At 60.6% G+C, this 12,388-nt stretch carries 11 protein-coding genes and 2 pseudogenes; 6 read left to right on the top strand and 7 right to left on the bottom strand.

Going from position 1 to position 12,388, the window contains the following annotated elements:
* Window positions 1-8 precede the first annotated feature (8 nt).
* Window positions 9-650, top strand: a complete 642-nt coding sequence (locus JANGC3_RS0100695; protein ID WP_017874553.1) for a 2-hydroxychromene-2-carboxylate isomerase — start codon at window positions 9-11, stop codon at window positions 648-650.
* A 7-nt stretch (window positions 651-657) separates the two neighbouring features.
* Here the strand turns inward: JANGC3_RS0100695 and JANGC3_RS27975 are convergent, their stop codons facing one another.
* Window positions 658-921 (bottom strand): DUF3563 family protein, encoded by a 264-nt coding sequence (locus tag JANGC3_RS27975; protein WP_017874554.1) that lies wholly within the window; start codon window positions 919-921, stop codon window positions 658-660.
* 469 nt (window positions 922-1,390) lie between these two features.
* On the opposite strand from JANGC3_RS27975, the gene JANGC3_RS0100705 reads away from it, so the two are divergent.
* Window positions 1,391-2,674, top strand: coding sequence for a sugar MFS transporter (locus tag JANGC3_RS0100705; protein ID WP_017874555.1), 1,284 nt, complete (start codon window positions 1,391-1,393; stop codon window positions 2,672-2,674).
* Window positions 2,675-2,721: 47 nt separating this feature from the next.
* Here the strand turns inward: JANGC3_RS0100705 and JANGC3_RS0100710 are convergent, their stop codons facing one another.
* Window positions 2,722-3,378 carry a TetR/AcrR family transcriptional regulator gene (locus JANGC3_RS0100710; protein ID WP_081611719.1) on the bottom strand — a complete coding sequence of 219 codons (657 nt, stop codon included), beginning with the start codon at window positions 3,376-3,378 and terminating at the stop codon, window positions 2,722-2,724.
* A 39-nt stretch (window positions 3,379-3,417) separates the two neighbouring features.
* Window positions 3,418-5,709 carry a heparinase II/III domain-containing protein gene (locus JANGC3_RS0100715; RefSeq protein WP_081611720.1) on the bottom strand — a complete coding sequence of 764 codons (2,292 nt, stop codon included), beginning with the start codon at window positions 5,707-5,709 and terminating at the stop codon, window positions 3,418-3,420.
* Window positions 5,710-5,969: 260 nt separating this feature from the next.
* Here JANGC3_RS0100715 and JANGC3_RS0100720 point away from each other — a divergent pair, with 260 nt between their 5' ends.
* Both JANGC3_RS0100720 and JANGC3_RS0100725 read left to right on the top strand, forming a co-directional pair.
* Window positions 5,970-7,091 (top strand): M14 family metallopeptidase, encoded by a 1,122-nt coding sequence (locus JANGC3_RS0100720; protein ID WP_017874558.1) that lies wholly within the window; start codon window positions 5,970-5,972, stop codon window positions 7,089-7,091.
* A 1-nt stretch (window position 7,092) separates the two neighbouring features.
* Entirely contained in the window at window positions 7,093-7,557 is a 465-nt protein-coding gene (locus JANGC3_RS0100725; protein WP_017874559.1) for a CYTH domain-containing protein, read from the top strand.
* Between the two features lie 113 nt (window positions 7,558-7,670).
* Here JANGC3_RS0100725 and JANGC3_RS0100730 read toward each other — a convergent pair whose 3' ends face one another.
* Both JANGC3_RS0100730 and JANGC3_RS30500 read right to left on the bottom strand, forming a co-directional pair.
* Entirely contained in the window at window positions 7,671-8,042 is a 372-nt protein-coding gene (locus tag JANGC3_RS0100730) for a hypothetical protein (RefSeq protein ID WP_017874560.1), read from the bottom strand.
* Window positions 8,043-8,088: 46 nt separating this feature from the next.
* A complete protein-coding gene (locus JANGC3_RS30500; protein WP_157406393.1) occupies window positions 8,089-8,472 on the bottom strand; it encodes a TraR/DksA family transcriptional regulator in 384 nt (127 codons plus the stop codon).
* A gap of 232 nt (window positions 8,473-8,704) precedes the next feature.
* Between JANGC3_RS30500 and JANGC3_RS34020 the strand changes: the two genes are divergently transcribed.
* Window positions 8,705-8,830, top strand: coding sequence for a hypothetical protein (locus tag JANGC3_RS34020; protein WP_269746219.1), 126 nt, complete (start codon window positions 8,705-8,707; stop codon window positions 8,828-8,830).
* A 322-nt stretch (window positions 8,831-9,152) separates the two neighbouring features.
* Here JANGC3_RS34020 and JANGC3_RS31100 read toward each other — a convergent pair.
* A pseudogene (locus JANGC3_RS31100) lies at window positions 9,153-9,428 on the bottom strand (transposase domain-containing protein); the annotation flags it as partial.
* Between the two features lie 803 nt (window positions 9,429-10,231).
* On the opposite strand from JANGC3_RS31100, the pseudogene JANGC3_RS0100755 reads away from it, so the two are divergent.
* Window positions 10,232-10,586, top strand: a pseudogene (locus tag JANGC3_RS0100755) (IS1634 family transposase); the annotation flags it as partial.
* 478 nt (window positions 10,587-11,064) lie between these two features.
* On the opposite strand, the gene JANGC3_RS0100760 reads toward JANGC3_RS0100755, so the two are convergent.
* Window positions 11,065-12,330 (bottom strand): DUF2863 family protein, encoded by a 1,266-nt coding sequence (locus JANGC3_RS0100760; RefSeq protein WP_026132371.1) that lies wholly within the window; start codon window positions 12,328-12,330, stop codon window positions 11,065-11,067.
* Window positions 12,331-12,388: the final 58 nt, after the last annotated feature.

The following is a 12,388-nucleotide window of genomic DNA, read 5'->3' on the forward strand; positions in this document are numbered from 1 at the left end:
GAGTGGTGATGCAAACGAATATGCAATCGAATCCGCAAGCCGCGCCGGCCGAACTGGAATTCTGGTTCGACTTCGGCAGCAACTACAGCTATCTGAGCGTGATGCGGATCGAGCAACTGGCGCGGCAAGCGGGCGTGACCGTGCTCTGGCGCCCGTTCGTGCTGGGGCCGATTTTCAAGGCGATGGGTTGGGACAACTCGCCGTTCGTGCTACAAAAAGCCAAGGGCAACTATATGTGGCGCGACATGGCGCGGCAATGCGACAAGTATGGTGTGCCTTGGCGGCAACCATCCGAATTTCCGCGCCATTCGCTGTTGCCGGTGCGCGTGGCCTTGTATGGCGAAGGAGAACCTTGGATCGCCGAGTTTTGCCGGCGCGTGATGCTGCGCAATTTCTCGGCCGACCTCGACATCAACGGCGCCGACAGCGTCGCCGCCGTCCTGCTGCAACTGGGGCTGGACGCGGCGGCCATCATCGACGCGGCCCAGGCCGACGCCAACAAGCTCAGGCTCAAGGAGCGCACCGTGCGGGCGACGTCGCTGGGTATTTTCGGCGCGCCGACATGTTTCGTCGGCGCCGAAATGTACTGGGGCAACGACCGCCTGGACGATGCGGTCGAGCGGGCGCGGCGCGCGGGCGAATCCGCCTGATGTGGGCTTAGCGGCCCAGGCCGGTCATCCAGTATGGCTGCGGATTGGCGCGGGCCAGTTCACGCATGCGGAATTCCAGGTCGTAACGGTCGACTGATTCGGACAAATAAGCTTCCTCGTAAGCGCGTTCGCGGGATTCAGCGGATTGCGCCAAGGCGGCTTTGGCACGGGCAAAGAACGAGCGCACGGCGGCGGCGGCGTCGACCAGGAAGGCGCCCGATGCGGGAGCGAAGGCAGGGACGTTGATGAAGGTGATGGTGGTGGCGGACATGGCGTTCTCCTAAGTGAAAGGGCGCGTCGCACTTGAGGTATTGCTGCAACGCAATGCCAGTATCCCTTATTCCAAGTTATAAGTATACTTTCATTTTATAATGTCGAGCATTCGAATATCGTATAACTTAGCCTATCTGCCTGTCGAAGAAATATTTTTCATCGCAAAAGTATCAGCGAAACTCGACGAGCTATACAAAAATCTTATTTCTGCTATTCGCCAGGACGCGGCGAGCGTCGCTAGGCGCAATGGCCGCGTTTCGGGCATAATGCCGGCGGCGCGCGCGCGATAGCGCTATCATCGACCGCGCGCACTATGCCGCTTCGCCGCGCGCGGGACGCCGTTGCAAACCAAAGAGCTCCGTCTTGGTCAGATTGTCATGCGGGTCCTCCTTTGATTTTCGCTTTTCGCCGCTTTCCCCGGCGCCCAAGCCAGCACCCTATTTACGATTCACACACGAAGGAATAGTATGGAACACGTATCGCCAAGAACGGGCTCGCCGCGCGCGCAGCCAGGCACACACAACAACACGGTACCGCTGATCATCGTGACGGTTCTGTTCTTCATGTGGGGCTTGCTGACGTCTTTGAACGACGTACTGATTCCGCATCTGAAGTCGGTGTACACGCTCAGCTATGTACAGGCGATGCTGGTGCAGTTTTGTTTCTTCGGCGCGTATTTCATCGTCTCGCTGCCGGCTGGCATGCTCATCAAGAAAATCGGCTACCAAAACGGCGTGGTCGCCGGCTTGCTGATCGCCGCCGCCGGCTGCGCGCTGTTCTATCCGGCCTCCAACAACGGTTACGCCCTGTTCCTGCTGGCGTTTTTCGTGCTTGCCTCCGGTATCACGGTCTTGCAGGTCGCCGCCAATCCCTACGTCACCGAACTGGGCGATCCGCAAACGGCGTCGAGCCGCCTGACCTTGACGCAAGCCTTCAACTCGCTCGGCACCACGGTCGCGCCTACCCTGGGCGGCATCCTGATCCTGTCGGCCGGCCTCCTGACCGCCGCCGAATTTGACCTGTTGCCGGCCGCCGACAAAATTGCTTACCGCGCCACGGAGGCGGCCGCGGTGCAGGGGCCGTATCTGGCGCTGCTGGCCGTGCTGTTCGCACTGGCCAAGCTGCCGAAGATTTCGCACGCCGACGATGCCGCCGACGTCGCGCATGCCGGCAGCTCGATCTGGGCACACCGCCACCTGGTGTTGGGCGCCGTCGCCATTTTCCTCTACGTCGGTGGCGAGGTCAGCATCGGCAGCTTCCTGATTAACTTCCTCGGCGAAGGCAAGGTCGCCGGCCTGAGCCCGGCCGACGCCGCGCATTTCGTCAGCTACTACTGGGGTGGCGCGATGGTGGGCCGCTTTATCGGTTTCGCCGTGATGCGCTATGTGAGCCCGGGCAAGGCGCTGGCGGTCAACTCGGCCTGCGTGATCGCGCTGATCTTCACGGCCATCTTCGCTCACGGCGGGGTGGCGATGTGGTCGTTGATCGCGGTCGGCCTGTTCAACTCGATCATGTTCCCGACCATCTTCAGCATGGCGCTGAACAAGCTGGGGGCATTCACCGGCCAGGGTTCGGGCATCTTGTGCATGGCCATCGTCGGCGGCGCCATCGTGCCGTTCGCGCAAGGATTCCTGGCCGATAAGGTTGGTTTGCAGATGTCCTTCCTGGTGCCGGCCGCCTGCTATACCTTCATTCTGTACTTCGGCCTGCGCTTTGCCGCCATGTACAAAGAGGCGCCGGCGACAACTTAAGCGTCGGTCTTCGCGGAAAACCTGGCCGCCAGGTTTTCCGCGGCTGTTTACCTCGGGGCGAAGCGCAGCCGGACGCCGGCGGCGACCACTTCCAGTAGGTCCTCCAGATAGCCGTCCGGCTCCATGTGCGGGATCCAGTTGTCGTCTTCGCCCATGACGATATGCAGCGATACCATGCCGTGCAGCGCCTGCCAAAAAATCTGCGTCATCGCGTGCACCGCGCTCTCGCCGCCGCGCACCAGGCCGGCCCGCGCCAGCTCGGCGTACAGGCTGTGGGCGAAGGCGTACGGGTCCTGCTCGGCGTTGCCGTGCTCGACCGCCGCGGCCGCCACCGGCGCGTGCGGGCGCCGCTCCATGAACACCAGCGCGTACTCGTCCGGGTGGCGCATGCCGAACTGCACGTAGGCGCGCCCGGCCAGCTTGATGCGCTGCCACGGCTCGGCGCTGGCGGCGCAGGCCTGGCACATCAGCCGCGCCAGCTCCAGCAAATCCCTGCCCATGGCCTGGGTGATCAGGGCCGCCTTGTCGCGGAACAACGCGTACACCACGCTGGTTGAAAAGCCGGCGGCGTCGGCCACCTTGCAGATCGACACTTCGCGCGCGCCGCCCCGCTTGATCAAATTCTTAACCACCTCGATGATGTGCTCGCGCCGGGAGTGGGCCTTGCCGCGCTCGCATAGTGGACGTTCGGAGGGCGACGGCATGAAGGAGGGGGCGCCCCGTGTGCCGGGGCGCGGCGTGCTTTATTTCGGAATCGTGATGGTGGACCCGCCGACCGTGAGGACGCGGCCGGCGTCGCCACCCGGCGCCAGCGTCACGTCGGGACGCTTGCAGCCGACGTCGAGCAGCATCAGGAAGTCGGCCGACGTGCCCCTGGCCGTGCTGACAAAGGCGCCATGGTATTCGGGCCCTGTTTTCGGAGTATACGCCGGGTCGACTACGAAGCGCTGAAACGTAGCGTTTTCGACGATGGGGCGGATGCATACCACGCTGTCGCCATTCCTGATGACAACTCCCGAGCCGACGTCGGGCTCGAAATCGACCGCCGCGTGCACGTTCCATTCAAAAGAATGGGCCATTGCGCCCGCCAGCTGATCCCGTACCACGACGGCGTCCTGGCCCCGCAGATACCATACCTGGCGCCGCGCGGTCGTCAATTCAGCGCCGTAGGCGGCTACCGCGTCGCCTTGCGCAAAATCGACATCGGCGCCGGGCTTGAACCCGGTGATCGCGCCGTTGTACCCCATATTTTTCCATGCGGCGGCATCAACTATTTGGCCTTTGCCGCCATCGAACGTGACGCCATTGTGGGCTCGGGTGGTGCGATACCACGCCTTGCCCATGGCGCTTTCATAGGCGTCCTCAAAGCCGGCTTCGATCAGCAAGGGTTTGCCGCCGCTCCTGAGCACGATGCTGTTTTGATCACCGTGGCTGTGGTTGTAGGAACCGTAAGGGCTGGACTTGAAGAACAGCGAGGTACGCGCGGTGTTGTTCAAGTCGCTGTGCATGGCGGCCCAGCCGATACTCTGGAACAAGGCGGCGTTCGGCGGCGCAACGGCGTTTGGCATGGTGTTCACCGGCAGCGGATACGGCGCCTGCAGCAGTGCCAGCGAGTCTTGCGTGGCGGGATTGTTGCGCACGTACCAGGCCGCTTCGGGCGTGGCCACGCGCGAGGCGAAGGATTTGACCATCGCAAAATTGTGCTTCAATTCGTGCTCGTCGCCGAACATGTTGTTGCTGGAGCCGGGTGGCATGAATTCGGCGAAGTACTTCACGAAACCCGCCGACCACGGTTTCTTGAACAAGTCCACGCCTGTGGCTTGTTTCAGCGCCGGCCAGACGTTCAGGTAGATTTCGGCGGTGTATTGTGCGTACGCGGTGCCGTTGGCAAAACCGCCCTCCGGGCCGCTCCACGCTGAAATTGAATTGATGTAGCCACGCGTGGCGAAATCGAACCAGGCATCGGCCTCATCGATATGTGTCAAACTCAGCGTGGCAATCGCCGCCAGATAGCCAATATTGGTGGTCGCGTGCGAGCCGAAGGGATATTGGTCCAGTGCGTTTTTAGGGTCGGTGAGTGCCGCGTGCATCTGCTTGGTGCGGTCGGTCACGTTTGCCAGCCAGCGCTTGCGGGTTGCCTCGTCGAGGTGGTTGTACAGTAAATCGACGCCTTTGATGAGCGCCAATGCGATTTGCCTGCTGAGCTGGTCCTGCGCGGTGTATGTGACGGCGGTAAAGTTTTTGTCCAAGGCGGCCAATTGGTTGCCTCTTTCGATCGCTTCTGCCAGGAAATCGACCTGGAAGCCCGCGGCGGTTGGCTTCAAATGATGCAGCAGCGCCGCCGCTTCCAACTGATGCGCGGCGGTCTGGATGCGCTGCCCCATGGCCGTGTTCAGCTTCCTTAGCGTCTCGGCACTGGTGCCGGGCTCGGGAGTCATAAACCCATTGACGTCTTCGGCCTTGGCCAGCGACAACATTTCAGTGATGCGCCATTTCACGTCAGCCGCCACCGTGGTCAAGGCGGCGGCGCGCTCCTGGGCCATCGCCGCGCTCCAATCGGCCTGGATGCTGAACTGCTCTGGCAGCATGCGCGGCATCGTCCGATTTTTCGCAATATCCTTTAAGGTATCGCTATCGGGCACCTCGAATGTCTGCGAACTGGCATCGATACTAAATGTGCGCGTGTCCGTCCATTGATTGGTTCCGACGGGGCGAACGCGCCACATGTAGGTGCCGATCTCCAGCGCGTTCGGCGGCAAATACCAGTTGCGGACGACGTTGACGCGCACCGGGTCTGTCGATGGCGTCCAATACTCTAGCTCATAGCTGGCCGCGCCAGAGGCCCGCGACCAGGCGAACGCCGGCGGGTTCTGCACTTGGGCCTTGTTGGCGAAAGGAGCCGGCGGGTTGACCGGGGCGGGCCTGACGGCGATGACCTCGGTTGATTGCGCCCAATCCGCGTGGGCCTGGGGGTAGGCGCAGGCGATGGCCATGGCGGCGCACATTCGTGCCAGCGGGATCGTATCAAAATTCATGAAACTTTTTCCAGTATAAGGAGGGGAGGGCGCGACGAGCGCAGAAAGGATAGATAAGCAAAATTATTATATTCATAATAACATGCCCGCTGGCAGGCCGGGCCGGCCCCTGAAATGGCCGCGCGGGCCGCAGGCGCATGACGTAACGCTTTGAAAAAGACAATAAAGCGCGGAAAATAGCGGCACGATGATTTATCGCAGCAACGGCGGCGCCCTACCATGGTGCCATCGGGGCACTTACTTTTTTTACGGATCGCCACATGACCATTAAAATCAGCCAGAACTTCGACTCGGGCGCCATCGAGGTGGTGCGCGCCGACGGCGCGAACGCGATAGACCTGAACCTGCGCCAGGATTCGCACGCCGACATCCGCCAGTGGTTCCACTTCCGCCTGCAGGGCGCGCGCGACCAAGCTTGCACGATGCGCTTCCTGAACGCCGGCCAGGCCACTTACGCGCGCGGCTACGAGCACTACCAAGTGGTGGCCAGCTACGACACCGAAAACTGGTTCCGCGTACCGACCACCTTCGACGGCCAGGTGATGACGGTGCTGCACACGCCCGAACTCGACAGCGTCTACTACGCGTATTTCGAGCCGTACTCGTGGGAGCGCCACCTGCGCCTGCTGGGCGAGGTGGCGGAAAACCCGCTGGCACGCGTACACGACCTGGGCAGCAGCGTCGACGGGCGCGACATGAACCTGGTCGTCATCGGCAACCCGCAGGCGCAGAAAAAGATCTGGTTCATCGCCCGCCAGCATCCGGGCGAGACGATGGCCGAGTGGTTCATCGAAGGCTTGATCGATTCGCTACTGGACGACGCCAACCCGATCGCCCGCAAGCTGCTGCAACGGGCCGTGTTCTACATCGTTCCGAACATGAACCCGGACGGCTCGGTGCGCGGCAACCTGCGCACCAACGCCGCCGGCGCCAACCTGAACCGCGAATGGATGACGCCGACGCCGGAGCGCAGCCCGGAAGTGCTGTGCGTGAAAAACAAGATACACGAAGTCGGTTGCGACATGTTCTTCGATATTCACGGCGACGAGGCGCTGCCGTACAACTTCGTGGCCGGCAACGAGATGCTGAGCAACTTCACACCCGAACAGGCGGCCTTCCAGAAAGCCTTTATCGAGCGCTACAAGCAGGCCAGCCCGGATTTCCAGGACCAATACGGCTACGCCGCCAGCAAGTACAAGGAAGACATGCTGACGCTAGCGTCGAAATACATCGGCCACCATTTCCAGTGCCTGGCGTTGACGCTGGAGATGCCGTTCAAGGACAACGCCGACCTGCCCGACGCGCACGTCGGCTGGAACGGCGCGCGCAGCTCGACCCTGGGCGCGGCGATCCTGCAGCCGATTTTGTTGTCGCTGGATTGATATGGGTGTCGAAATCGAACGTAAATTCCTGTTGCGCGGCGACGGCTGGCGCGCACTGGGCCAGCCGGTCCTGTTGCGCCAGGGCTATCTGTCGTCGCAGCGCGAGCGCGTGGTGCGGGTGCGCATCGAGGGCGGCGCCGCGATGCTGACGATCAAGGGCATCAGCGTCGGCGCCAGCCGCGGCGAGTGGGAATATCCGATACCGCTGGCCGACGCCGAGCAGCTGCTCGACGGCCTGTGCGAGCGGCCGCTGGTGGAAAAATACCGCCGCCGCATCACGTTCGGCGGCATGGTCTGGGAAGTCGACGAATTCCTCGGCGCCAACGCCGGGCTGGTGGTGGCCGAGATTGAACTGGAGTCGGAGAAGCAGGCCTTCGCCAGGCCGGACTGGATCGGCGCCGAGGTCACCGACGACGCGCGCTACTTCAACTCCAGCCTGATCAAGCATCCGTATTCGCAGTGGTAGCGTGGCGCGCAACGCAAAAAAAGCCCGCGTAGCGAACGCGGGCTTGCCGATGGCCGGACTGGCCGTTGGTGGCGAAGCGGCGGCCCGCTGCGGGCTGGCGCGCGCCGCCGGGATCAGCTCAGGTTTTCTTTGACGAAGTACTTGCGCGCGTAGGCGAGCAGTTGGGCGTCGCTCGGATGGTCGACCGATTCCACGCCGACCACCTTGTCGGCGATCTCGGCGTGGTTTTTATTCAAGTGCTTGATGAACAGCATTTTTTCGATGCCGGGGCCGACGATCAAAATGGCCGGCGCCTCCGCGATGGCGGTGGTGATCTCGTTCAAGTACGGCGACTGGTCGGCGGCCTGGGTGCTGACTTCGACACCGGCCTTGTGGTGCTGGTTCGAGGCGGTTTTGATGGTTTCCGATTCAGCCGTGTCGCGGTTGAAATGGATGATGTGGGCTTCGGCCTGGTCGAGCCAGACGATAACGTGGTTCAGTGACATGGTGTTCCTTGTTGTTGGTTGCGGGGGAATGGCGTAAAGCTCTGGCTCAGTTCATCGCGCTGGGCACGGCGCTTTGGCTGTGTTCGATTTTTTCCTGGCAGGGAATGCAGGTTTGCGCGGTCGGGTTGGCTAGCAGGCGCGCCAGCGGCACCGTGCCGGCGCATTCGGCGCACACACCGGCAAGGCCGGCGTCCAAACGCTCCAGCGCGCCGTCGATGTCGCGCAGGGCCATCAATTCATGGTCCAGCAGCGCCATGTCGGTAGGATCAAGCTTGCCGGCGTCGCCGTCGGTGGCCTCGGCGTCAGCCGCGGCCGCCTCGGACTGCTCCGAACCATGCAGGCGGGTGTGGATGTGGCTCTGTACCTCGGCGCGGCGCAAGCGCAATTGGGTACCCAGTTCTTCTAAGGATGACGCTGTCAATGTGCTCAAGTTGATTCTCCGATGCTTCTGTATCAATGGTGAAGGCGTCCGCTTTCTCTCCGGGGCGAAAGCGGGCGATTAAATTTGGCGGTGCGTATGGCGCGTATCGGTTCGCGTATGTAGCGAACACGACGATTGTGCCGGGGATACGCAATCCGATCCGTTCGGCAGCGCACGCAGTCAGGGGCGGGCGCGGCGGCATGGCTTGGACGCGATGAATCGCCAAGCGGCGGACAACCGAATGCGAACTGAAGTTGGCGTGATAGGCGTTGCCAAGCTGGATGTGGTCGGTGCGTTCCATGCCGGCTCCATTCCAGGCGGACCAAACAACCGTAATGGCAGCGCTATTTATTTATTTGGCTGCTGAGCTGAGTCTAGTCAGCTCCGTCCTTTATCGGTCATCCGATAGCGCTGCAGGCGGCTGGTAGCTTGCGCCGGTACGGTCATTTCCAGCTACCCTGCTGCAATGGTTGGCAACAGATAGGGTTTCCGGAAGTGTTCCGCATTTCTGAGCATTAACGTGCTTTGAAGGGCCTGCCGGCTCATTTCACCCTAGATCGCCGTCAAAAGGGCCGCCACTTCCATGGTCACTTCCATGGCGGCTTGGCCGCCGGCCTCCGCCATCAGTCGCTGCCCACATGGGCCGCGCTCGCCAGACTAAAGTAAGCGCTCCACGAACCCCAGCCTATTCAGGATGGCAGATCGCTGGTTAAATTCAGGCTATGCAAATCCTTCACGTTCCACGGCAACAGTGCCTCGACGTGAGCCACGGTTTTCGCGACAGGCAGGTCGCGCAGCACGCGCCGCAGTTACGTATAAGACTCGACCCCGTTCGCCTTGGTCGTCTCGAGCAGCGAGTAGATGACGGCGCTGGCGTTCGCGCCAGCCACCGTGTCGCTGAACAGCCATGCCTTACGGCCGATGACGAAGGGGCGGATCGCGTTTTCGGCGCGGTTGTTTTCCAACCATTTGGCTTGACGGACACTGAGCCGCGCTACGGAAGAGTGGGGATTGATGCCATTTTCTGTCCCAAGGTGTAGTTACTCTTGGACGATGCCGATCATGATGAGTTTTGCGATGCAGACACATATTGAAAAAAACAAAAATCCGGTCGCATCGATTTAACTTGTGGAGATGTTGTTGTGAAATTTCATGAAGGAATCCGATTGAAAAATTTCCAATAATTAAAAATAATTGATGTAAATTAATATTATTGCTTAGGCTGGCGGTATTTATGTTCGCGCATCAAGCGGGACATCAATCTGCTGACGGCGCTCAAACTATTGCCAAAACGCACTTCTGTTTTTAAGATTCTGCGGTATTATAAATAGAATTTCGGTGCATTGTTTTTTAGTGAAGGTTAGCATGGAATTTAATAAGAAAATTTCTAGAAGTGATATAAAGTATTGCGCGATTTTTGTGGTTGTTATGATCGTGTTTCTATTTTTGATCAATTTTTCTAATATTGCTTATATCTCTTCCATTCGGGATTATGAGTACGGGGAAATAATTTCTATGCTGGTGTTAGGAGAGGTCATGATTTTATTGCATGAATTTTCTCGGCGGAAATAAACAAATATTTGAAGTGATTAGCGATTCCGGCACTCCCGAGTTCGACAGTTAAAATTGATTTCTCCTGCGTTTTTCACCTTGGACGCGAGTGTTTATAAGGGTTGTGCGGGCGCCTCTGGAAAATTTATGTAATGGCACGTTTTTCAAAAAATCGATATTTGTTGATATTCTAAAAATTCAGTTTTAGAGTAACGGCATGTTTATCAAAGTCACCAAATCCGGTTCGCGCGGCTACGTCCAGTTTGTCGAAGCGTTTCGCGACGATGAAGGCCGCCCCTAAGCAGCACACCGTCGCCACGCTCGGCCGGCTTGACCAGTTCAACTCAGCGTTGGAGTCGGTCATTTCCGGGATGCCGCGGGTGACGGGGAAGAAGCTACCGGAAGCGCCGCCCAGCCCGGCGATCGCGTTCGAATCGGCCCGCGATTATGGCGACGTCTGGGCGCTGACCGAACTGCGGGACTCGCTCGGCTTCGACCATTCTCGCCAGATCTTCCGGCGCACCCGGCACAGCCTTGACGTCGAGGCCCTGGTCCGCGTGATGGTGCTCAACGCCAGATTCCCATAGCAGCAGGAGGTTGCGCTCCCGCTCGATGCTCAGAATAGGAAAGTAGGGTGGTGGATTCAGGTTGCAGCAAGCGAGCAATTCTTGCTGGGTTTTATTTAGATGGTTGTCGGACAGTTCGACCGGCGGAAAGATCGGTTGGTCACGGGCGTCGCAGTCTTGTCCGATCACGATGTAGCTGCCGCCTAAGTTCTCGAAATCATTGGCAAAAGCGCAGACTGAGCGCAAGATCGGAGCGGGATTCCAGCCGGCCTTGTACTCGATGCGCTCGGCCTCGACGGTACGTTGGCGTAGCAGATCCTACAGATTGATGGGCAACGTATTCGGCATCGCGTCTGCTGAGCCTTACTCTTGCTCTGTCGATATTATTGTCGGCACCAGGCCAAGCCGCGCCGGTGTTGCTGCTATAGACAAGCGTCAAAGCCGGCGGGGAGGGCGCGTTGCCGTCCCCGCCTTCAAACCACAATTAGTGGAAGTGCTCGTTGCCTTGCGGCGTGTCTTCGGGCATCTCCGCGTGCACCAGCTCGCCCGCCGGGTCGGCGAACAGCGGCGCGCCGCAATCGTCGCAGTATTCGCCGACGTAGCGCTCGTTGTGGCGCTTGATCTGCGTGACGCCTGCTTCCTTCAGGTGCGCCAGGATCTCGTCGATCGGCGTGACCTGCTTGTCCAGGCCGCCGATGCCGGCTTGCAGCAAGCCTTCGATCGGGGTGCCGTCCTCGTCTTCCTGGCCGTACAGCGGCCAGACGATGCCGTACACCACTTCCGGCGTTTGCCGCAGCGTGAACGCGACGCGGTATTCGTCGACCTGGCCGTCGGCCGCCTCTTCGCCGAAGCCGGCGATGACGGCGCGCAGCTCGGACGGCTCCACCGCCAGCGTGTGCGTCAGGTAGTGCACGGCGGCGCGGATCGAGACCGGGCGGATCAGCTTGTCGGCTTCGCGGCAGGCGACGTAATAGGCTTCCGGCAGCAGCAGTTCAATGCCGCAGCCCGGTAGCAGGCGGGCGATCGACGGCGTCGCCTGGACGCGCCATTGGTCCAGCGCGGCGGTGCGTTCGCTGATGAAGTCGGCCTGGCTGGCCGGGGCCTGCCAGCGGAACAGCGGCGCGCCCACCGGCGCCACCACCGCCACCAGCAGGTAGCGGGTGTCGGCCAGGAAGGGCGCGGTTTCCGGCGGCTTCACGGCCGGCTTCAGCGTCGTGCCCTTCAACGCGGCCTGGGCCAGCTTGAGCATCTTGGCGTAGGTCTCGGCGTGGCTGCGCGGCAGCTGGTCGATCGAGAACAGCGTCGGCGCCATCGCCATGCAGGTGCCGTCGGCCAGCAGATGCGCCTCGAAATGGGTCGACAGCGTTTCCAACAGGTCGGTCGGAATCGCGCCCGAGGCGATTGTGAAGCGGGTCCAGGCCAGGATCGGCACGGCCACCAGCAGGGCGTCGTAGCGCTTGGTCTCGCCTTTTTCCTCCAGCGTCACCACGGTTGTTTCGCTGACGGCTTCAACGCAGTCCATCAGCACGTCATAGGCGTTCAAGTCTTCCTTGAACAGGCTGGCCAGGGTGGTGTCGATGGTGTCCTGGTGGCCGGATTTGAGTAGTTTCTGGAGCTGCGTATCCAGGCTGTGTTCCCATGACCGCTCTTCGAGACGGCTGGCGGCCTGGACGATTGCCTGGGCAAAGGTAACCAGACGCTGGCTGTCGGCAGTCAATTTATGGGATGAATCTTTGGATGGACGACGCATAGCGGGATAAGAGTCTCTGGAGAGTGGAAAAAATGGATTAGTACCAATTAGATAATGA

The organism is Janthinobacterium sp. CG3 (assembly GCF_000344615.1).
Classification (GTDB): Bacteria; Pseudomonadota; Gammaproteobacteria; order Burkholderiales; family Burkholderiaceae_D; genus Janthinobacterium.